A 21,651-nucleotide genomic window follows, 5' to 3' on the forward strand; every position below is an offset into this window, starting at 1 on the left:
ACATCACCGCGGGCTATTTCATCAGGATGCCCTTCACAATCGCTTTCGACATGGCGTCGATCACCGCCCGCGCCTCGGGAAATCCAGGCTCCGGATCGAACTCGGAAGGAGGCAGGATGAAAACACCCTTTGCGCCTTCGAACGCAGCGGTGAGCGACGCAGCGTCTTCCATGCGAGCCGTCGCGACTTCGCAGCCGCGCGCTGCCCACGGACCTGCTCGTGTTAGTTCGCGCACAACGGCACGCACCGGCTGACCTGCCGAGAGAAGCCGGCGGGCGACTTCGCCGCCGACCTTGCCCGTGATTCCCGTGATCGCAAACATTGCTCTTTCTCTTTACATGGGCAAATAAAATGGTTCCGCGCCGAAGCAGCGGCCGCCAAGTGGTCAGGCGCGCCGCAGACCGTCGTAAAGCGCCCGCTCAAACTGCCCGTAAAGATTCACCACTCGGGCATCGTAGAAAGGCAGCATCTGTGTAAAAAGCGATCCTGCGACGCGCTTGACGGGATCCACCCAGAAGTACGTGTTCAGCAGCCCGGCCCAGCTCACGCTGCCCGGACTGCGTCCGTGTGGTCCGGGCTGTGTGTTGATGTCAAACGAAAATCCCCACTTGTGCGCTGCGCCCGGAAACTGGTCGAAGCTGTTCGACCACGACGGTTGGGCCGTCTCCATTTTGCTAACCTGCAGATCACCGATTTGGTTGCGGAACATCATCGCGACAGTGTCGGCACGCAGCACGCGCTCGCCGCGATACGTGCCGCTGTTCAACAGCATCTGCAGGAACGCCATGTAGTCGCGCGGCGTACTGAACAGTCCACCACCGCCCATGAAGAACTCAGGTCGCTGGTTGATCTCGAACGGCTCGGGCGCCAGTGACCCGTCTCCCTGACGCCTGTGCATGGTGGCGACGCGTTGTTTCTGCGCACTGCCGATCAGGAAGCCCGTGTTACGCATGCCCAGCCGTTCGAAGATGTGCTCGCGGAAGTAGACCTCCAGCGACTGGTCCGTCACCGCTTCGACCAGCTTGCCGATCCAGTCCATGCTGATGCCGTACTCCCAGCGCTCGCCGGGCTCGAACTCGAGCGGCGCCGCGAATGCGCCGTTCATCGAGTAGCCGATGTCGGGCATGCCCGTCGCCTTTTCGTATTGGCTAAGCCTGTCGCTCCAGATGCTGTATGTGAAACCAGAGGTATGCGTCAGCAGATGACGCACCGTGATCGCGTTACGCGCGGGGCGCAGCTTCGGCTGCCCTGAAGCGTCGAACCCCTCGAGAATCCTCGGCGCCTTCAACTGCGGGAGGATCTCGCAAGCCGGCTGATCTAGCCGCAGCCTGCCCTGTTCGACGAGTTGCATGCAAGCGGTGGCAGTAATCGCCTTGGTCATCGACAGGAGCCAGAAGATCGTGTCGGGGCCGATGGTCTCCCGGCTATGAACATTAGCCCGACCGCGCGCTCCCTCGTACACGAGCCCGCGTTCCGTTGCACCCATGGCGACAACACCGGCTACCGTGCCGTCGTCGACCGCCCCTTGCAGGCATTGATCGATTGATGTGTAGGCGGGGTGCTGGATCAGCACCGCGTCTCCTGTTGAACGGGGTGGCGCAGCCAGTACATTACGGCTTGCGAATCCGCCAAGCGTCGCGACGGATAGCAGGCTCGACGCACCCTTCAGAAGGTGTCGACGATTCAGTCGTGCAGTCATTTGGAGTTCCTCTGAATGAACAATGTTTCGGTGAGGTGCATTCTGCGGAAATCCGCCAAAAGCAAAATGACATGGATAGCATTAGATAAGTGACGCTGAGTCACTAATGAGGCATGATTGAAATCTGTACGGCATGGCTGTCCGGTGCGATGATGCTGTGCTGTCCTTAAGTCGATCACTGGCGATCCATCATCCGCGGTACGAGCGCGACCATGAAATGCAGTAGCGAGAAGCTGTCCGGCGGCATCAGCGTGTTCGCTGCGGTAGTCGATGCAGGGCGCCGCTTCGGAAGTGCTGGGAATGTCGCCGCCAGGCGTCAGTCGGGCGATTGCCAGGCTGGAAAAGAAATCTGAAGATTCGGCTCTTCAACCGAACGACACGCTCCGTCTCCCTGACAGAAGAAGGCCGCCGATTTGCGAGCAGGTCATGCCCCATCTCACAGGGCTGGAGGAAGCAGCCGCTGCCGCCGCAGGTGGCGCGTCGGCTGTGCGCGGAAAGCCGAGAGTCAATTTGGACCCCGTTTCCCACCGCGTCATTCTCGGGCAACGGCTCAACGAGTTCGTGGACGCGCACCCGGAGCTCGAGATCGGGTTCATGGCGCGAGACAGTCTGGATGACCTCGTCATGGACGGCTTCGACCTCGCGCTACGGTTCGGCGAGCCCAGGACATCCACCCTGCGAGCTGACCAGAAATAACCGGCGCGTCGGCACGAGCTAGCGCTGCTGCGGCGAGCTGGCGAGGCGAGGTGAATCGGCCGATTACCCATTGTCAGCGGTCTTCCACGTCCAGGCCACGAACGTCAGTTGTGGGGCGTCGGCGGAAGTCCGCCGCCGACCGATGACATCAGTATCGACGAGAACCGGACTTCCGACGCTGCGTGCTTGATCGACACGGATATGCGGTCTGCGACTCAATGAGATGCAACGATTCTTGCGAGCGTCGCGCATGCGGCGTCTATGTTGCCGCGGTGCAGGTTCGTCACGCTGAGTAGCAAGCCACGTTGCGCGTGAGCGCGGCAAAGGTGCCAAGCGGAGAGCGCCGAAGGCGCGAGGCCATGTGCGCGGGCGATACGCACCACGGCGATGTCGTCGGCGGTGTGTTGCAGCGGTGCGATCACGCCTAGGCCCGCCGTCAGCGTGCCCGGCAGAAACCTGCTGACATGCGTTAGCGCGAGGCTGCGGCGTTCGGCATAGAGAGCCTTCATCTGCCGCAGGTGCCGCAGGAAGCGCCCATCGGATAGAAAGTCCGTAACAGCCAACTGGGTAGTCCGGTTCGGAGCCGGGGCCAACACGGCGGCGACTTCGACCAGACGTTCCGCCAGCGATCGTGGGGCGACGACGAAACCGAGGCCAAGCGCCGGGCTGAGAGTTTTGCTGAACGACCCGATGTGAACCACGCGCTCGGCGCCTGGGCCTGAGGCAAGGGCCGGTGCTGCCCGACCGTCGAGCTGAAGTTCTCCGAGATAATCGTCTTCGATGATCCAGGCGTCACTTGACGCCGCCCAGTCGAGCAAGGCGTGTCTCCGTGCTGGCGACAGGGTCACGCCAAGCGGTGCGTGTTGGCCAGGGGTGACCAGTGCCAGCATGGCGTCTGGCGCGCGGGCGATCCCATCTTCTACGCGCAGCCCCTCGGCATCAACGGGCACGGGTTCGAGCGCTGCGCCGATCAGCTCGAGCCCGCGTCTTCCCAGCGGATAACCTGGCTCCTCGATCCACGCCTTGCGCCCGTGCGCGCGTAGTGCCGTCAGCGCAAGCAGCAGACCCTGCCGGTATCCACTGGTGACGATGATTTGATCGGGATGGCATTGCATTTGTCGGCTAATGGCAAGGTGGCTCGCGATCTGGGCCCGCAGCGCAGGTTCGCCGCGCGGGTCAGCGTAGGCCGTGTAAGTGATGGCGTCGTCGCGTACGGCGCGCGTTCGCATACGGGCCCAGAGCTTGGCCGGAAACGCGTCGTGAGCTGGTACGCCCATTTGGAACGGCAACGGGGCGCTCGAAAATGGACGGGTGAAAGCCGCCAAAGGCCTGTCTATTGGCGCCTCGTCGACCGCTGGGCCGGCGGGCGGCGGAGCGCATACGCGCGTGCCTGCGGGTCCCGCACCGAATACCAGGTTCTCGGCGATCAGCCGATCGTAAGCCACGCGGATGGTGCCGCGGGCGACGCCAAGCTGCGCGGCGAGGTCTCGACCGGAAGGCAGACGCTGTCCCGGCGCAAGCCGGCCGTCGAGGATCGCCTGCCGCAGGCTCGCATGGATCTGGTCGCCGATTGGCGCGACGGCGGCACGGTCCACCTGGATGGATAGCACATTTAACGAGTTTAGGTCAGTCATCTTGGGTCAGTCGTTTCAGCAGTTTTTGGGCCTGTTTCTCCAATACCCGGTGGAGTAACGTCTGCTTATGACATGGATCGCGGTCGAAGTCGATAGGCGGCCCCCAAGGCGCGCCGGCCCCGATCCCAGGCATCATCCACGACAGGAAAGGACTGTGATGACCCGTTTGAACTGGCAAGAGATCGCACCCGAGGGCGCGAAGGCACTTTTCGGTATCCACCACTACGTCACGAAGAAGACGAACCTCCCGGAGGAACTCGTGCACCTCGTGTTCCTCCGCGTTTCGCAAATCAACGGCTGCGCACACTGCATCGACATGCACAGTCGCGATCTCAGGAAAACCATGTCGATCGACAAGATCACGTTGGTACCGGTATGGGACGAGGTGCACCATCTATTCTCTGACCAGGAGCGCGCCGCGCTGGCCTGGGCTGAAGAGGTGACCCGTGTCAGCGAAACGCACGCCTCTGATGAGGCGTATGCCGCCGCCTCGGCACAATTCACGCCCAAGGATCTGGTTGACCTCACGATCACGATCGCCGCAATGAACGCGTTCAATCGATTGGGCGCGCCATTTCGGCTTCCTGTCGCTGCCCAGTCGTGATCTGGTTTGCACACGCGGATTGGAAGTGTTGCTTCACGGCGGCCCCAAGATTTCGGGACCCTAGCGGCGGATTATGCAATTCAGGCTGCTAGTTCGAGCGGCGCTTCCTGGGCGGGATTGCGGCTCTGAATCCCCGCTGGACTGCAGCTGTTGAGCCTGATTTAGTTTTATCCACTGCTGTAGTGGGTCACGGGTGGCCTGCGTGATTTCAAACTGCACAGGGCGCCGAATCTTGCGCTGCATGACTATGGTGCGCGTCGCCATTTGATCGCCGTGGCAAACGTCCCGGACCTTGAGAGCCACGAGGTCGTATCCGCGAGTTTGCTGTCGATGCCGGGGTTTAGTGGCGCCAGTTCGCGTGTACGGCCTTCTACGTCACTCGCGGCCCTGTCCGCCTCATGACGCATTACTGCTCCATAGCGAACAGGTTGAAACTGGAAGGACCCGGATATTTACCCGCATGCACGCAGATCATTGTGCAGCCGCGGAATCCGACAGCATCATGTCGGCGATATCCAGCATCGCACGCAAGCGATCCATGTGCCGCAGGTCTTGGTGATAGCCGACCCATATATCCCGCGTCGGAGGTTCATCCGGCGTGTCGATGCGCTGCAATCCGGAGACGGCATCGCCAAGTGGCCTTGGCAGCACCGCGATGCCCATGCCCCTCAAGCACATCTGTGCCTGGACCGAACGGTTCGTGCTTCTGAAAGCACGTCGGCAGAGCGGAAACCTCTCCAATACCCAAGCCACATCGGGGAAATGCGATTGTGCGGTATTCATGAGAATGACCCCTGCGGATGCTGGATCGTCCTGCAAAGCCTGCTTGGTTCCCGCCGACGCATACACCCCATATGAAATCCGCATCAGGCGGCGCTGAACAATATCCGGTTCGCTGAAAGGCACGATGCGAAAGGCCACGTCGGCCTCCCGACGTGAGAGATCGAGTAACCGATGGCTTGCAATCACTTCCGGCACGACAGCGGGATGACGGCGTGTCAACTCGAGCAGGACTGGCGCCAGGACATAGCCAGCGAACCAGTCCGCTGACGAGATCCGCAGGATGCCTTCGAGGCGTTGGTCGTTGCCGGTCAAACGCCTTTCCATGGACAGCGCGGAATCCTCCATGGACTCTGCCAGTGCCCGCACGGTGTCGCCGGCGTCCGTGAGCACCAGTCCGTCCTTGGTTCTACGAAAGAGCGGTTGCTTGGCTTCGTCCTCAAGCACCTTTATGCGGCGACCCACTGTCGGATGGCTCACGCCCAGCACCCTGGCGGCTTCTCCGAAGGACCCGCTGCGAGCTACTGCCAGGAAGATGCGAACGTCGTTCCACTCCATGCCAAGCATATCCGTACAAAAATGTACGAAGAATTTACACGAATGGCAGTATTCGAACAATATTGTTTGGATCATCATGCGGCTCCATGACGAATGTTCTCTGCGAACCGACTGTGCGCCCACCTCAGGCCAGTCTGATTTGGACCTCAAGGTATGAATACTGAACCTCGGCACGTTGTAGGAGCGCTCGAAGCTGCGTTTGCGTCGCCCGAACTCTCCGCTGTGATGGACGATGTCCCGCGCCTCACCACCATTGCTCCGCTGCGTCTTCGACTGACTGCGCTTTGAAGACTCGCACGCCATGACTACATTGACTCAAACCACTGGGACGGCAGCCCCTGACTCCCGTCGCTGGCTCGCCTTGGCCGTCCTGCTGACTGGCACTCTCCTGCCACCTTTGGACTTCTTCATCGTCAACGTGGCTCTACCTGCCATACGGACGGACCTGCAAGCGTCTTCTGACGTCTCGCAGTTGGTGATTTCGGTGTATGCCGCAGCCTATGCCGTCACCCTGATCCTGGGCGGTCGTCTAGGTGATCTCTATGGCCGGAAGCGCGTATTCATGGCCGGCATGCTCGGCTTTGGCGTCGCCTCGGCGCTGTGTGGCCTGGCACCGGCGCCGGGCATGCTTGTCGTCGGCCGGCTGCTGCAAGGGGTATCGGCAGCGATCATGGCGCCGCAATCATTGGCCTCGATACACGCCATCTTTCCGGCGAACGAGAAGAATCGCGCGCTGAGTCTATACGGCGCGACATTCGGCCTGGCCTCCGTGGGCGGTCAACTGCTGGGGGGGCTGCTGGTTTCGACAAGCCCGTGGGGGTTGGGGTGGCGCAGCGTCTTTTTGATCAACCTTCCCATCATCATCGTTGCCGTTCCAGCTGCAATGATGCTGCTGCGTGAAAGTCGAGCCGAACGTTCGCCTCGCTTGGACGTGCCGGGGGCAATGCTGCTGGCGGTTGGTTTGCTTGCGCTCGTGGTTCCGCTTATCGAAGGGCAGGAACACCACTGGCCGTGGTGGTGCATAGTGCCGCTGGTTTTGAGCATGCCGTTGTTATGGCTCTTCTGGCAGTATGAAAAGGCACAGGAGAGCGCCGGCAGAACTCCTCTGGTTCTGCCATCGCTTCTGGCCATGCGTGGGTTGCGACGCAGTTTGGCATCAACGTTCTTCTTCTATGCGCTCGCCGCGTTCTTTCTGGTGTTCGCCGTGTACGAACAGGCCGGCCTGGGCCATGATGCGTTGACGGCCGGCTTGGCCATCCTGCCGCTCGGCATCGGGTTCTTCCTCGGCCCACTGTGCAGCCCGCACATCGCCCGGCGAATGGGCTCACGCACCGCCGGGTTCGGCATGGTTCTGGAGGTGCTCGGTCTGGTCATGGTCGCAGCGCTGGCTTTCGCCGGCGCGTCGTCGTGGCTTGCGTTGCCCTTGTTTCTGATTGGCGCCGGGCAAGGTATAGCCCTTCCTGCGCTGGTGCGCTTGAACGTGGACCATGTGGAAACACGCTGGGCGGGGCTGGCCTCGGGCTTGGTGAACGCCACCTTGCAGATCAGCGCTGCAGTAAGCGTCGCCTTGTTCGGCGGTCTATTCATCGCGATCGCGCCTGATGGTGCAAGCGCTCAGGACGTGCAGCTCGGCTTTGCGGTGGCTTCATTGGCCATAGGCGCGTCACTGGCACTGGCCGCCGCACTAAGTTGGAAACGCCAAGAACATGAAAAATCAAAAATCCTTTTGCATCGTGGATGAATGCTTCCGAGAGAACGCTCTGTCATGAACACTGCCTTGAAGAATCCCTTGCCTGGTCTGGCCCATAAACGGGCGCTTGTTACCGGTGCAGCGCGTGGCATCGGTGCGGCTATCGCGCTCAAGCTGGCCGAAGACGGCGCGGACGTCGCTATCACCTACGAGAAATCGGCCGGGAAGGCAGCGGCTCTGGCTGCCGAGATTCGCGCCCTCGGCCGCAACGCCGTCGCCATCCAAGCAGATGCGGCCAGCCCTGATGCCGCGAAGGCCGCGGTAGAGCAGACCGTGGGGGACCTAGGGGGGCTGGACATCCTTGTCAACAACGCCGGCGTCCTGATTCCAGGCCCGTTTTCCGAGCAGTCGCTGGAGGAGATAACCCTGCAACTCGACGTCAATGTGCGCGGCGTTCTCATGACCACCCAGGCCGCGCTGAGATACCTTCCCAATGGCGGTCGTATCATCACTATTGGCAGCAATGCCGGCCTGTCGGTGCCATTCGCTGGCATCGCAGTCTATGCGGCTACCAAATCCGCGATGGAGAGCTTTACCCGTGGGCTTGCCCGTGAGCTAGGTCCTCGTGACATCACCGTCAATCTGGTTCGTCCTGGTCCCATCGACACTGACATGAATCCTGCCGACGGCCCTCTTGCTTCCTCCATCCTGCCAAGCCTGTCTATTGCCCGCTACGGAAAGACCAGGGAGGTGGCCGAAGCCGTCGCCTTCCTGGCCGGGCCTGGCGCCGCCTATGTCACCGGTTCGGGAATCCTTGTCGATGGCGGCATAAGTGCCTAATGCGGCAAATCATGAATGGAGAGGGAGCATGAGCAGGATGATTGTTGTCTGCACTGGCGATGCCAGCGTGAGGTTTGATCGCGACTACTATGCGAATGATCATTTCAGGCTGGCAAGGGCATGCTGGGAGCGGTATGGACTGCAGTCTGTGGAGGCGTTCTTCCCGTACTCTGAAAGCGGTGACTGGAGATCCATTGGTGTTTACACATTCTCCTCGGTGCAAGATGTGAAAGACGCGCTGGAGAGCCCAGAGACAGAGCAAGTGATGGCGGACGTGAAGAAATTCACCGACGCGCCAGTCGTGTTACGCAGTCTATTCACGCCGTTTTGAGAAACATGCTGCTCGGCGCCGAGAAGTCGTCTTCTGAAGCATAGTATTCGCCGCCGCAGCGTTCTACTTGTACGATGGCAGGTTCTAAAACGAAGCCCGCGAGTGATGAACAACAACGCCTCTCAAGTTATCCAACCGACCTTGGTTGGTGAAACTGTCGAACTCCGGCCGCTTCAGCAGGAACATGGGCCTGAGCTGTTGAACGCCGCCGCGGACGGGGAATTGTGGAACCTGAAGGTGACGGTTGTTCCAAGGGCGGAAAGTGTCGATAACTACATCGCTTCCGCGTTGGAAGGTCGAAAGGCGGGCACTGTCATGCCTTTTGTGATCGTCAGGCGCGATACCGGATTGGTCGTCGGCAGCACCCGTTTCTGGAAAATCGACCGGGCGAACAGAAAGCTGGAAATCGGGCACACATGGTTGTGTGCCTCGGTCCAACGGTCGGGTGTCAACACCGAAGCGAAGTACCTTCTTCTGGTCCACGCATTCGAGGTAATGAACTGTGTTCGCGTGCAATTCACGACAGACGAACTTAACGAAAGATCAAGGGCAGCGATTCTGCGCATCGGCGCGAAACAAGAGGGAATCGTTCGGCACGAGCGGATCATGCCGGATGGAAGAAAGCGCAACTCCGTACGCTTCAGCATTATCGATTCCGAGTGGCCAGACGTGAAGGCGATGCTGCAGCGGAAAATCCAGCGATCAGTCCTGCGTTGATCAAGACCGACGTCAAGGTCAAACCCGCCCACGGGTCGTTCTCTGCGGGAAAACCGAAGGTCGCTTCCGGGCAAGCATCTTGGCGCAGACAGGATCTCGTTAGCAGCGCAAGAGCCCCGCTTCGCGATAGCTGCGGATCAATGCGTTCGATGTCCCCGCGACCGCGCGCCATCAGCTGCGCACCGGCGGCCGCTGCATAGATGGCACAAGCACGCCGATGCGTTTGCTCGCGGCTGCGAACACGCTATCGGCGTCACGTCGCCCGGTTAATGTCCGTTATCGACGTAGCTGCGGGCGTCCGGCCGCTCATGAGCGGCGGTCGACGAAGGTCCGATGGTGGCCGGCAGCAGCAGCTCGGAACTGTCCGATCCCTACTTCAAAGGCGGAAACTCGCGCAGAAGCTCCGCCGACGTCAAGAAGCACAAAACGTTTCATGGGCGCAACCCAAAAGCCGGATTCGCATCCAACTCTTGGGGGGCGATGAAATCCAGATTCTATTTGGAGTTTTTGATCACCCGGAATTCCGGCTGGACAATGAAGCCATCCCGGTTCGGCATTTGCACTTTTGGCAGACTTTCCTTGTCGAGCTTGCCGTCCTTGAGCTGGATTCCGTTCATGCTTAGTAGATAGGCAGTGACGGCATAGGTGTCGTCAACCGAGAGGGACCCTGGCGCCTGGTAAGGCATCGCCCGGTGGATGTAATCGAACAGCGTCGTGGCATAAGGCCAGTAGCTGCCGATGGTCTTTATGGGTTCGGCTGAAGCCAGCGTTCCCTGTCCTCCGACGAGGCGATCCTTGATGCCGCCTTGGCCGTCCGGACCATGGCAAGCCGCGCAGTTATTGGCGTAGACGGATTTACCCTGCAGGACCGTTCCGCTTCCGTCCGGCAACCCTTTCCCATCGGGGCGGACGTCGATATCCCACAGTTTGATTTCCTCCGGCGTTGCCGGACGGCCGAATTCTTGGGCGAAAGCGGATGACGTGAAGGCGGCGACGATCGCCGCGCCCAGACAGAGGAATTTAAGCGAGGACATTGCGCACCCTCCCACTCGCATCGATGCTCCACGTTTGTTGAGCGTTATAGTGAAACAGCGCGTTGGTTCCTACTTTCGCGATAAATGATGCGCGGTCCGGCTGTACGTTGCCCTTCTCGTCTGTCGAGCGGCTGACGATCTTGGTGGCTTTGCCGTCCCATTCCCAATCCATCTGGAAGCGCGACTGTGATTTCGGCAATACGGGAAGATTCAATTGCGCGGCCTTCCACGTCTTGCCGTCATCGACGCTGATCTCCACCTTCGTTATCTTGCCGTAGCCGCTCCAAGCCAAGCCTGTAATGCGGTTGTATCCCTTCTTGATCTCCATCATGCCGGATGGGGAGGTAATCACGGAGTTGACTTCCTGCCTTAACTGGAATTGCATTGCCTTGCCGTTGGCCAGCAATTGCGTATATCGCGACGTCTCCCAGCGGGTCATCCACGGCTCATCGCCAAACTTCAGGCGACGAAGCCACTTGATGTTGAGATTCCCCTCGTATCCCGGAAGGACCAGGCGGATGGGGAACCCATGGGCCGGCCGGAGCGGCTCGCCATTCTGGCCATAGGCCACGATCGCCTCGCGCATGATCTCGTCCGTGAGCGGAATGCTGCGAGCGACTCCCGCGGCATCGCCCCCTTCCGCCAGCATCCAGGTGGACTTCCGGTCCTTTTTCACGAGGTCGATCAGATATCCGAGCGGAACGCCCGTCCACTCGTTGGTGCTGATCAGCCCGTGCGTGTTCTGTACGGTCAGGTTCTCGTCCGCAGACTTCCAATTTTCCCAGCCGTTGCCCGTGCACTCGATGAACGCAATACGTGAAACCGCAGGCATCGCTTTCAGATCGTCGACCGAGAGAACGAGTTGCTTCTCGGCCATGCCATGAATAAGGAGCCGGTGCTTGGCGGGATCGAGATTGGGTACGCCTGCGTGGCTGCGCTCGTAGTGCAAGGCGGACGGTGTGATCGTACCCACCAGCTTTTGCAGGGGGGTCTTGGAGTTGATCGCGAGGCTCGGATCGACGTTGCGCATCCCGGGTCCCGCCTCGGGAATACGGCTGATATCGACGTATTGCGATCGCTCACTGTGTCCAGACAGGGCATCGCCCAGCACGCGAGGCGGCACATCCGCGAGCGTATCGGCGGAAGACGCGCGTGCAATCGCCGCGCCGGCCACCCCCGCCGATGCCGCCAGGAAGTTTCGCCGGGAAACGGCTTTCCGGTCCGATGGCGTTATCCCGTTATTGGCTTTCAGACTCAAAGCTTTCGAACTCATTGTTATCTCGTGTCTGGTTATCAGGCGCTGCCCGCTGGGCGGCGGTCCGGATCACTTGGCGTCTGGCTTCTTGATCGCGTCGAAGACGATCTTCTCGGCGGGAGCCAGTTTTTCAGTCATTCCCGCGGGTAAACCATGTTTCCCTTCCAGGTCCTTCGATGGATTCAGCGTGACATAGGTCTTCCCATCGCCGTCTTCACGAACCAGGACGCGCAAAGGAAGTTCAAGGGCGAAATCGGGCGCCGCAACCATCAGCGGCGTTCCTCCCCTGGGATTGCCATAGATAAGTACGGTCGTGGGCGGCATGTCGAGCCCGACCGATTGCGCCGCCGCGCGATGGTCTATCGTCGTGAAAATGGTCAAACCCTTACCCTCAAGCGCTGTTCGCAGGCGGGAAAGCGTTTCGGGGAATGAATATGCACTCTGAACTCTCATGGCTTGCTCCGCTACGGCTGCTTCGGTGACCAGTAAACCGCCCAACGTCAAGGCGATTGCCAACAGTTGCGAGATCCAACGCACGACACCCTCCTGCACCGCCCCAGGACCCGTAAGCGGCGTATCGAATTGATCAATGAATTTCGTCGACAAGATATAAGAGAGGCCCCCGATCGTGAAGGCCTTCAGTTTGAACTTGGTGTCCAATCCCCCGGACAATGCCAGGCGGCATGCCCGTATGCTGCCTGAGGGCCGCATGAAAATGGCCACCAATGGATGCCCGGTCGATTCAGCCACCGCGTGTCGGTGAAAAGGGAAAAGTCTCGCAAGGCGTGGGCGGCTACGGTCATGGGGATATTCTTGAGCTGAGCAGATCTATTCGCGAAACGTCTTAACTTCTATTGGAATGGCGCGGCGGCGTAGCGCTCGACATACTTTCCCGCTCGGCCGATACGCAAGGGGACCAACGATGTCCTAGTGTAAGAAGAAACTACTCTCGATGTCGATATATATCGTCATCTTGACCCTATCAACCATCGACTGCCTGGACTCCTTAGAGGGCGATGGCGCCAACAACGAATCCCCGGATGGAAAACCCATTGGCCCAAAAGCGTCAGGCGGGCGGACCCGACGGTTATACAGCCCATACTTCTAGGCTTACCAGGAGTGAATATCAACTCCGCGGGCTGTGTGCGGTCCGCCGTGTCGAGCGCCACTAGATAGCCATAAATTCCTTCCTCAATCTGCCCGAGGGCACTTCAGGTGTGAGCAGCCAGCCTTCTCGCGGCTCTTCCCGTGAGACGGTTCAATGGAAAGGGCCGATCAGCCACGCCAGCGGGCTTGCAGTTCCAGCACCTGGCGCTTCACGGCGATGAAGGCGCCCTGAGCCGGATCGAAGTCCCAGCGTTCGACCGCACAGGAAGGAACTTCCCCAGGCGGCGCCACCTCGGCGTGTTCGATCACGTTCACGGAGTTTGGGATGCCGCCGCGCACGCGGTCGGACACCGCCGTCCCGGCCTGCACGATCCAGGCGCGATGGCCTTGGAGCCCGGATAGGGCGACGACGTAGGGAAGATGGATATGCCCGCCCAGTACCAGGTCCGCGCCCGCCGCCGCCCAGGCGGGCGCGGCGAACTCGCGTCCGATAAGCAGATTCCGGTTGTCTTCCTCCACGATCGCGCGCAAGGGCTGATGCACGACCACGATACGCAACTGGCCTTTGCCGGCTTGCCGCAGCCGCGCGCACACGCGGTCCACCTGCGGCTGTGACACCTCGCCATTCTTGTGGCGGGCCGGACGCGTGGTATTGACGCCGATTACCAACAAGCCTTCGCTGCTGAAGACGGGCTCCAGCGTTACGCCCATTGCCCTCCTGTAGCCGCCATACGGATTGAACAACCGCGCGGCGATATTGAAGAGCGGGATGTCGTGATTGCCGGGTATGGCCAATACCGGGAATCCGAGATCAGAGACGAAACGCCGCGCGGCTTCGAATTGCTCCACCCTTGCTCGCTGCGTGATATCGCCGGAAAGCACGACCAGCTCCGGCGATATCCGGTGCGCCAGCGCCAGGAGCGCCTGCACGACGCGCGGTTGCTCCGTCCCAAAATGCGTATCGGAGATATGCAGCACGCGGGTCATGAGCGATCCAGCCGGCTGGTGTCCCGCGGCACAAGCAATTGAAGGCGTTGCGGCGAGACGGAAAATGAGAGCGGACTGTGGGTCCAGAATATCTCGCCGTCCATGGCGACCTTGATACGCCGCCGGCCTCGCACACGCACGGTCAACGACTCGAAGCCGAAGCTGATGACATTCGACGCTTCGCCCAGCCGGCTCAACGCCCCCATGACCATGAGCCAGTACAAGGCGAGCGTACTCACCGGTTGCGCCGCCATCGCGACCAGGCGGTTTTCCTCGAGATGCGCCACCTCGGGCAGACCCAGCTGCTCCAGCTGCAGCGCGTTGTTGCCTACGACGAGGGTTGGGGTGCGCAGCACCTTGCGCTCGCCATGCGAATTCAGTTCGAGCGACAGGTTCGTCGGGGTCCGCCACAACGTGACGATGGCCGAGATCAAGGCAACCCAGCGCCGCCGCCCTAATTTCTGCTTGTACGCTTCCCGGTCTTCCAGCAGTTGCGGATACAGCCCCAGGCTGGCATTCACCAGGAAGGGCCGGCCCTCCAGCAAACCGACCTGCACCGGTTCGATACGGGCGTCCAACAGGCTGGCTACCGCTTCTTCGGTCTCGCGCGCGATCCCGTAGGTACGGCCGAAGTAGTTGAAAGTCCCGCGCGGCAGGATGCCGAATGGCAAGCCGCTGGGAAGCACGGCGGCCGCCACCGCGTTCAAGGTGCCGTCGCCGCCCGCGGCGACGATCACACCGCCGGCTTCACGCGCAAGCTTCACCGCGTGTTCGGCGATTTGCGGCAGCCTGGACGGCTCGTCCACCGCCAGGAAGGTATGCGTCCTGCCCGCCTGGGTCAGCAATGCTTCGATCTGTTCGCGCGTACGCGCCGAATCGTCATTACCGGATCCGCTGTTGAAGACGATGAAAAACGGCTCGTGGCCGGAAAGCGTGACGGAGGAAGTCGGGGTATCGGTCACTGTATTGAAATGGGCGGTCGGGTCGCTCATGAATGGATTCCGAATGGGCGATCAGCTTGCTTTAAGCAAGCAATATACCCACGCGGAGCGCCTCAGCGTCCGGTACGGGTCGGATCCGCGGCGACACCGCTTCCACGGCGCACGCCCTCGCACCGGATCAGTGGGTCAGCCGGTCCCCGCTCACACTCTCATGGAAGCTGCCCTGCCGCCTGCGCGCGCAGCACGTACTTCTGGATCTTTCCGGTGGCCGTCTTGGGGAGTTCGCCGAAGACGACGGTGCGCGGTACCTTGAAGTGCGCCAGGTTCGCGCGGCAGAACTCGATGATGGACTCGGCCTCCACGTTGCGGCCCTCCTTCAGCGTGACAAAGGCGCAGGGCGTTTCGCCCCACACCGCATCGGGCCGCGCCACCACCGCCGCCTCCAGCACGTCCGGGTGCCGGTAGAGCACGCTTTCCACTTCGACGGTCGAGATATTCTCGCCGCCGGAAATCACGATGTCCTTGGCCCGGTCCTTGATCTCGATGTAGCCGTCGGGATGCACGACGCCCAGGTCTCCAGTGTGGAACCAGCCGCCTTCAAAGGCGCGCGCGGTGGCGTCGGGATTGTGCAGGTAGCCCTTCATCACGGTATTGCCGCGAATGAGGATCTCGCCCAGGGTGGTGGCGTCGGGCGGCACCGGCCGCATGCCGGGATCGACGACCTGCACGGCTTCCACATTCAGCTTGCGCACGCCGATGCGCGATTTCAGCGCCGCCTGTTCCCGCAGCGGCAGCTCATTCCATTCGTCGTGCCACGCACAGGCGATGGACGGCCCATAGGTTTCCGTCAAGCCATAAAGATGCGTCACCTCCATGCCCAGGTCCTGCATGGCTTCGATGATGGCCGCGGGCGGCGCGGCGCCGCCGGTCATGACCTTGACGGGGTGGGCCGCGCGCCGGCGCACGCCCTTGGGAGCATTGACGAGCATGTTCAGCACGACGGGCGCCGCGCAAAAATAGCCGGCGCCGTGGCTTTCGATGGCCTGGAAGATGACGGCCGGCTCGACGCGCCGCAGGCACACATTGGTGCCGGCCAGCGCCGCCATGGTCCACGGGAAGCACCAGCCGTTGCAATGGAACATTGGCAAGGTCCACAGGTAAACGGTGTGCGGCGGCATGCCGCAGGCCAGCACGTTGCCGGTGGCATTCAGGTAGGCGCCCCGGTGGTGGTAGACCACACCCTTCGGATCGCCGGTGGTGCCCGATGTGTAGTTGACGCAGATCGATTGCCATTCGTCGGCCGGCGGCTCCCACGGCGCTGCAGGGTCTTGCGCGGCCAGCCAGGATTCATAGTCGGTTTCCCCGACGGTCCCGTGGGGGCCGGGATAGACCGTGTCTTCGATACGGACGGCGCGCGGCGGCTCGGGCAGGCGCGCCAGTACCTCGGCGGCGAGCGCGGCGTATTCGCTGTCGAACAGCAGCACCCGCGCCCGGCTGTGTTGCAGGATAAAGACCAGGGTGGCCGCATCGAGCCGCGTATTCAGCGCGTTAAGCACGGCGCCCGCCATGGGTATGCCGAAGTGCGCCTCGTACAGCGCGGGGGTGTTCGGCGCCAGGACGGCCACCACATCGCCCGCGGTTACATCCCAGGCGCGCAGCGCTGCGGCCAGCTGCCCGCAGCGCGCCGCCGTCTCGGCCCAGGTCTGGCGCAGCTCGCCATGGATGAGGGCGACGCGATCGGGATACACCGAGGCCGACCATGAAAGAAAACCCAGCGGCGTCAGGGCGACATGGTTGGCGGCATTGGGTGCCAAGCCGGCATCGCCGCGCGGCAGGTGCGCTTTGTCCATTGTTCGTCCTCCGGTGCGGTTGCAGGGTGATGGTTGTTGCGCGGAATTTCAGCCGCGCAGTGCGGGGTCCAGTCTTTGCGCGGCCTGCACGCCCAGCTGCGCCAGCGGCGCCACGCGCGCGCCCATTTCCGCGGCATCGGCGCCGGCGGCGTTGCCGGCCTGCGCGCGCGCATAAATGCCCTGGAGAATGGCAGCGATGCGAAAGAAGCTGTAGGCCAGGTACACGTCCCAATCGCGCGGCGGCTCGATGCCGCGCGCGGCGCAGTAGCCGGCGACCACCTGTTCTTCGCTGGGAATGCCCAGCGCTGGCAGGTCGAGTCCGGCAATGCCGCGCCACAGGCTGGGCGGAATGCGCCAGCACATGCAGTAGTAAGCCAGGTCCGCCAGCGGATGGCCCAGGGTCGAAAGCTCCCAGTCCAGCAGCGCGGCAGCCTGTGTGCCGTGCGCGTGGAAAACCAGGTTATCGATGCGGAAATCGCCGTGCACCAGGCAGGTCTGGTCGTCGCGCGGCAGGTTGCGCGGCAGCCAGTCCATCAGCGTTTCCATGGCGGGAATGGATGCGGTCTGCGTGTCGCGGTACTGGCGGCTCCAGCGCGATACCTGCCGGCCCAGGTAGTCGCCCGGCTTGCCGTAGTCCTGCAGGCCCGCGGCAACATAGTCGACCTGGTGCAGTGCCGCCAGCACGCGCGTGCTTTCGTTGTACAGGGCCGCGCGTTCAGCGGGTTGCAGGCCTGGTAGCGCGGGGTCGATGAAGACCCGGCCAGCCGCGTACGACATCAGGTAGAAGGGCGTGCCGATAATGCCGTGGTCGGCGCAGTAGTGAAAGACCTGGGGCACGGGCACCGGCGTATCGCGCAGCGCGTGGATGACACGGTATTCGCGGTCCACCGCGTGCGCGGAGGGCAACAGCTTGCCTGGCGGCTGCTTGCGCAGCACGCGCTGCGCCGCGCCATCATCGAGCAGGTAAGTGGGGTTGGACTGTCCGCCCGACAGCGGTTCCGCGCGCAGGCCCGCAGCTTGCATCAGGCCATTGCGTTGCAGATAGGCGGCCAGGGCGGTAAGCCATTCCGTCTGTCCGGCGGCTCGTGACGAGTTCGATTCCGGCGCCATGGATTCTCCTGTTATCACGCCCGCGATTGCGGAATGATCGGCTTGAAGGGCGCATCGTGCGCATCCCAGCGCCAGAATCCATCGCCTTCCTCGATCAGGTAGCGCGCCAGGACCATCTTGTGCACCTCCGAGGCGCCGTCCACCAGGCGGGCCTGGCGCGCGTAGCGGTAGATCCATTCCAGCGGCGTGTCCTTGGAGTACCCGCGCGCGCCATTCAGCTGCAAGGCCGTATCCACGACCTTGTGAAGGGTCTCCGACACCACCACCTTCGCCATGGAGATTTCCTTGCGGGCATAGTCGCCCTGGTCCAGGCGGGCGGCTGCGCGCATGGTCAGCAGGCGCCCGATCTCGATCTGCATGGCGGCCTCGCCCAGCAGCCATTGCACGCCTTCCCGCTCGGCCAGGCGCTGGCCGAAACTGCTGCGCTTGTTCACGTACTCCACCGCGATCTGCATGGCGCGGCGGGCCAGGCCCAGCCAGCGCATGCAATGGGTCAGGCGCGCGGGGCCGAGGCGGATCTGCGTCAGCTTCAGGCCGTCGCCCACGTTCATCAGCCGGTTTTCGTCCGGGATCTCCAGCCCGTCGAAGACCAGTTCGCAGTGGCCCCCGTGTTCCTCGGGGCCCATGATGGGGATGCGCCGCTCGATGCGCCAGCCCGGCTGCGACGCATCGAACATGAACGCGGTAAGCCCCTTGCGGGCGTCATCCGAGGTGCGCGCCATCAGGATGAAGTGCTGCGCCACGCCAGCGCCGGTTATGAACCATTTGCGTCCGTTCACGCTCCAGCTGTCGCCCCGTTTCGTGGCGGTGGTCAGCATCATCGAGGGGTCGGAGCCGCTGCCGGGATGCGGCTCGGTCATGGCAAAGGACGAGCGTACCTTGCCATCGATGATCGGTTGAAGCCAGCGGTCCTGCTGGGCAGGCGTGGCCACCTGCGCCAGCACCCGCATATTGCCGTCGTCCGGCGCCGCGGCATTGAAGGCGACCGGCCCGAAAATAGAGCGGTTCATTTCTTCGTAGCAGGCGGCTAGCCCCGTCATGGGCAGTCCGAGCCCGCCGCGTTCACGCGGCATCTGCAGCGCCCACAGCCCGGCCTCCTTGACCCGCGCGCGAACGCGCTGCAGCGCCGGCTCGGCAATGTTTTCATGTTCGTCGTAGTTGGCGCGGTCGGCTTCCAGCGGGATGAGGACCGTGTCGACGAAGTCGCGCACGCGGGCGCGATAGCTTTCAATCTCGGGAGGCAGAGAGAAATCCATGTTCGTTTTCCTCAGATCGAGCTGACGGCATGGCCGCCGCTTACGTCCAGCACCGAACCCGTCATGAACGCCGAGGCGTCGGAGGCCAGCAGAAGCAAAGGGCCGTCCAGGTCTTCCGGCCGGCCCAGGCGGCGCTGCGGAATGCGCTTGATCAATGCCTGGCCCGCGGCCGTCGCGAAAAACTCGCGGTTGAGATCGGTCTCGATATAGCCTGGGGCCAGGGCATTGACGCGAATGCCGTAGCGCGCCCACTCCAGCGCCAGCGCGCGCGTCAGCTGGATCAGGCCCGCCTTCGAGGCCGCATACGCCGACACGTTGGCGGCGACGCGCAGCCCCAGCAACGAGGCGATGTTGATGATGGTTCCGCACTCGGGCGCCTGGGCAGGCGGGCCGGATGGCGTGGTACGCGATTGCGGGTCCGGGTCCTGGGCGCTTGCCCGCATGTGGCGCGCCGCGGCCTGGGCCACGCGCCAGGCGCCGCTCAGGTTGACGTCGATGACGCCAGCCCAGTCGGCTTCGTCCGTATCCAGCGCCGCCAGCGTGTTAGCCACGCCGGCGTTGTTGACCACGACGGATATCGGCCCCAAGGCGGAGGCAGCCTGGTCCAGCGCCTGCGTCACACTGGCGGGATTGGTCACGTCCATGCCGATTACCGCGGCGCGGCCGCCCTCTGCCTGGATCTGTTCGAGCACTTCGGCGCCCAGGTGCGTGCGCCGGCCGCACAGCGCCACCGCCGCGCCGGCGCGAGCCAGCGTAATTGCGAAATGCCGCCCCAGTCCGCTGTATGCGCCGGTCACCAGAACGGTTTTGGAACGCAGATCCTCAAACATGCACCGTGTCTCCCTGCCGGGGCCCGCGTAGTGAAGGCGCCAGGTCGTCGGGCACTTCCACTTCGACCCGCAGCACCGCGCTGGCCAATGCCTTGCCGTAGTTGTCGATCGCCAGGTTGCGGGAAACGCCGCCGCCCAGCGCGCCATGCAATACGAAATTCAGCGCACCCAAGCCGTCCACTTCGTAGCGCTCGACCTCGCCCTGCACGGCGTCCCCGAACAGCGCTTTTACGGCCTGCGCCGTGAGCACGCGCTTGATGTGCGGATAGAACGCGGCATCGTAGGCGATGACGGCGATGTTGGAGGTGTTTCCCTTGTCTCCGGCCCGGCTGTGGGCAATATGCCTGAGCGTAACCCGCATATCACTTTCCTCCAAAATGCTTGATGCGCGTATGGACGGACCCGCGCGGGACCAGGGTGGACCACAGGCCGATGACCTCGCGCACCCGGTCCTGGTGCGGCACCCGCTTGCCGGTGGAGGCCAGACCGCAGACGGCCATGCCGTCCACCTCGCGGCCCACCTTTTCCGCCTCGGCGCGCGTGGCGGTGCGCGCCGCCACGCGAACGGCCACCTCATTGGGCTCGCAGGCCGGAATGGGCGAAGCGGCGCCGTGCACCGCGTTCACGCCGATGAAGTCCACGCGCACTTCCTGCGCCTGCAGTCCGACAATGCGGAACCGTTCATGCAGGATGCGCTCGGCAAGCCGTGCCTTTTCTACGCAGCCCGGGCCGGCATAGAAGAACATATCCTCGCCGATATAGCCCTCCGCGCAGCCCATCGATACCTTGAGCGTGGCGGTGCGCGGCTTGCCGCCGATGCCGCTGACGCGCACGCGGTCCGGCCCCAGCTGCTCCAGCCGGGCGCTGGTGAAGTCGACCACCACGTCCGGCGTGATATAGCGAGAAGGATCGTGCACCTCGTAGAACATCTGTTCCTTCACCGTCTGCAGGTCGATACGGCCGCCGCTGCCTTCGATCTTGACGATGACGGCGCTGCCGTCCTCTTCGACTTCAGCGATGGGAAAGGCCAGGTTCCAGGGGTCGGGCACGTCCTTGAAGCCGGGGTCGCTGAAATAGCCGCCCGTCACCTGCGCTCCGCATTCCAGCAGATGGCCGATGCCGCTGCCCTGGCCCAGCCTGGCCCAGTCGTCCTTACGCCAGCCGAAGTAATGCATCATGGGCGCGAGGAACAGCGAGGGGTCGGCTACGCGCCCCGTGACAACGATATGCGCGCCCTCATCCAGGGCCTGGGCAATGGCCGTCGCGCCCGCATAGGGCTCGGCCGTAATCAACTCCCCGCGCAGGGTCGATACCGGCTCACCGCTTTCCATGATGGGCTGGTCGCTGTCCGCAATGGTGGCGGTCAGGTCGCTGGCGGTCACGGCTGCCACCCGCGCATCCTGCCATCCCGCCTCCGCGCAGAGTTCGGCGATGCGGCGCGCGGCGGCCTCCGGATCTATCCATCCCTGATTGGTGACGATGCGGGTGCCGTTGCGGTGGCAATGCGGCAGCACAGCACGGAAGCGGTCGTCCAGCCAGGTGTCGTAGCCCGGAAAGGACGGATCGCGGCGCTTGCGCACCTGGGCCGCGGACACCGTGGCTTCCGCCATGGTTTCGAAGCACAGGAAGTCCAGCCTGCCGTGTTCGGCATTCAGGCGTGCGGGGTCGATGCGGTCGCCCCACCAGCCGGCGCCCGAACCGATGCGCAGGGTTCTCTTGCTGTTCATGCGGG

The 21,651-nt window shown here is 62.7% G+C and carries 19 protein-coding genes and 3 pseudogenes; 6 read left to right on the forward strand and 16 right to left on the reverse strand.

Translation table 11 applies throughout. The features are described from left to right. Positions 1-31: 31 nt before the first annotated feature. A pseudogene (locus tag BAU07_RS26655) lies at positions 32-322 on the reverse strand (NmrA family NAD(P)-binding protein); the annotation flags it as partial. A gap of 63 nt (positions 323-385) precedes the next feature. Next, positions 386-1,699: a serine hydrolase domain-containing protein gene (locus tag BAU07_RS03065; protein WP_066654003.1), complete on the reverse strand. Its 1,314-nt coding sequence runs from the start codon at positions 1,697-1,699 to the stop codon at positions 386-388. 212 nt (positions 1,700-1,911) lie between these two features. On the opposite strand from BAU07_RS03065, the pseudogene BAU07_RS03070 reads away from it, so the two are divergent. Further along, a pseudogene (locus tag BAU07_RS03070) lies at positions 1,912-2,383 on the forward strand (LysR family transcriptional regulator); the annotation flags it as partial. A gap of 227 nt (positions 2,384-2,610) precedes the next feature. Here BAU07_RS03070 and pdxR read toward each other — a convergent pair. Beyond that, complete coding sequence (pdxR, locus tag BAU07_RS03075) at positions 2,611-4,029, reverse strand: MocR-like pyridoxine biosynthesis transcription factor PdxR (RefSeq protein ID WP_066654005.1); 1,419 nt, start codon at positions 4,027-4,029, stop codon at positions 2,611-2,613. Positions 4,030-4,186: 157 nt separating this feature from the next. Between pdxR and BAU07_RS03080 the strand changes: the two genes are divergently transcribed. After that, a complete protein-coding gene (locus BAU07_RS03080; protein ID WP_066654007.1) occupies positions 4,187-4,633 on the forward strand; it encodes a carboxymuconolactone decarboxylase family protein in 447 nt (148 codons plus the stop codon). Positions 4,634-4,798: 165 nt separating this feature from the next. On the opposite strand, the pseudogene BAU07_RS27460 reads toward BAU07_RS03080, so the two are convergent. After that, positions 4,799-5,004, reverse strand: a pseudogene (locus BAU07_RS27460) (site-specific integrase); the annotation flags it as partial. Positions 5,005-5,104: 100 nt separating this feature from the next. Continuing rightward, a complete protein-coding gene (locus BAU07_RS03085) occupies positions 5,105-5,971 on the reverse strand; it encodes a LysR family transcriptional regulator (protein WP_066664665.1) in 867 nt (288 codons plus the stop codon). A 301-nt stretch (positions 5,972-6,272) separates the two neighbouring features. On the opposite strand from BAU07_RS03085, the gene BAU07_RS03090 reads away from it, so the two are divergent. The 4 genes from BAU07_RS03090 (at position 6,273) to BAU07_RS03105 (ending at position 9,549) form a co-directional block, all read left to right on the forward strand. Further along, complete coding sequence (locus tag BAU07_RS03090; RefSeq protein WP_066654009.1) at positions 6,273-7,712, forward strand: MFS transporter; 1,440 nt, start codon at positions 6,273-6,275, stop codon at positions 7,710-7,712. Positions 7,713-7,760: 48 nt separating this feature from the next. After that, positions 7,761-8,501: an SDR family oxidoreductase gene (locus BAU07_RS03095; RefSeq protein WP_415830465.1), complete on the forward strand. Its 741-nt coding sequence runs from the start codon at positions 7,761-7,763 to the stop codon at positions 8,499-8,501. A gap of 28 nt (positions 8,502-8,529) precedes the next feature. Next, positions 8,530-8,832: an EthD family reductase gene (locus BAU07_RS03100; protein WP_084025212.1), complete on the forward strand. Its 303-nt coding sequence runs from the start codon at positions 8,530-8,532 to the stop codon at positions 8,830-8,832. Between the two features lie 105 nt (positions 8,833-8,937). Then, the gene (locus tag BAU07_RS03105; RefSeq protein WP_066654012.1) at positions 8,938-9,549 is read left to right on the forward strand and encodes a GNAT family N-acetyltransferase; all 612 of its coding nucleotides are present in this window, start codon (positions 8,938-8,940) and stop codon (positions 9,547-9,549) included. Positions 9,550-10,043: 494 nt separating this feature from the next. Here BAU07_RS03105 and BAU07_RS03110 read toward each other — a convergent pair whose 3' ends face one another. The 11 genes from BAU07_RS03110 to BAU07_RS03160 form a co-directional block, all read right to left on the reverse strand. Then, positions 10,044-10,583, reverse strand: a complete 540-nt coding sequence (locus BAU07_RS03110; RefSeq protein ID WP_066654014.1) for a c-type cytochrome — start codon at positions 10,581-10,583, stop codon at positions 10,044-10,046. Beyond that, positions 10,570-11,856, reverse strand: a complete 1,287-nt coding sequence (gene soxC, locus BAU07_RS03115) for a sulfite dehydrogenase (protein ID WP_084025215.1) — start codon at positions 11,854-11,856, stop codon at positions 10,570-10,572. The genes BAU07_RS03110 and soxC overlap by 14 nt, the downstream gene beginning before the upstream one ends. Before the next feature lie 51 nt (positions 11,857-11,907). Further along, positions 11,908-12,588 (reverse strand): DUF302 domain-containing protein, encoded by a 681-nt coding sequence (locus BAU07_RS27465; RefSeq protein WP_232338236.1) that lies wholly within the window; start codon positions 12,586-12,588, stop codon positions 11,908-11,910. 525 nt (positions 12,589-13,113) lie between these two features. Continuing rightward, a complete protein-coding gene (locus BAU07_RS03125; RefSeq protein ID WP_066654016.1) occupies positions 13,114-13,932 on the reverse strand; it encodes a metallophosphoesterase family protein in 819 nt (272 codons plus the stop codon). Further along, a complete protein-coding gene (locus BAU07_RS03130) occupies positions 13,929-14,924 on the reverse strand; it encodes a diacylglycerol/lipid kinase family protein (protein WP_066654018.1) in 996 nt (331 codons plus the stop codon). Before BAU07_RS03130 ends, BAU07_RS03125 begins: the two co-directional genes overlap by 4 nt. A gap of 158 nt (positions 14,925-15,082) precedes the next feature. Then, positions 15,083-16,723, reverse strand: coding sequence for an AMP-binding protein (locus BAU07_RS03135; protein WP_066654020.1), 1,641 nt, complete (start codon positions 16,721-16,723; stop codon positions 15,083-15,085). A 48-nt stretch (positions 16,724-16,771) separates the two neighbouring features. After that, positions 16,772-17,833 (reverse strand): phosphotransferase family protein, encoded by a 1,062-nt coding sequence (locus tag BAU07_RS03140; protein WP_066654023.1) that lies wholly within the window; start codon positions 17,831-17,833, stop codon positions 16,772-16,774. A 14-nt stretch (positions 17,834-17,847) separates the two neighbouring features. Further along, a complete protein-coding gene (locus BAU07_RS03145) occupies positions 17,848-19,089 on the reverse strand; it encodes an acyl-CoA dehydrogenase family protein (RefSeq protein ID WP_066654025.1) in 1,242 nt (413 codons plus the stop codon). A gap of 11 nt (positions 19,090-19,100) precedes the next feature. Then, the gene (locus BAU07_RS03150; protein ID WP_066654027.1) at positions 19,101-19,919 is read right to left on the reverse strand and encodes an SDR family NAD(P)-dependent oxidoreductase; all 819 of its coding nucleotides are present in this window, start codon (positions 19,917-19,919) and stop codon (positions 19,101-19,103) included. Then, a complete protein-coding gene (locus BAU07_RS03155) occupies positions 19,912-20,280 on the reverse strand; it encodes an AtuA-related protein (RefSeq protein ID WP_066654029.1) in 369 nt (122 codons plus the stop codon). The genes BAU07_RS03150 and BAU07_RS03155 overlap by 8 nt, the downstream gene beginning before the upstream one ends. Before the next feature lies 1 nt (position 20,281). Beyond that, the gene (locus BAU07_RS03160; RefSeq protein ID WP_066654031.1) at positions 20,282-21,646 is read right to left on the reverse strand and encodes an acyclic terpene utilization AtuA family protein; all 1,365 of its coding nucleotides are present in this window, start codon (positions 21,644-21,646) and stop codon (positions 20,282-20,284) included. Positions 21,647-21,651 lie beyond the last annotated feature (5 nt).

The sequence above is a fragment of the Bordetella flabilis genome (genome assembly GCF_001676725.1).
Taxonomy (GTDB): domain Bacteria; phylum Pseudomonadota; class Gammaproteobacteria; order Burkholderiales; family Burkholderiaceae_B; genus Bordetella_C; species Bordetella_C flabilis.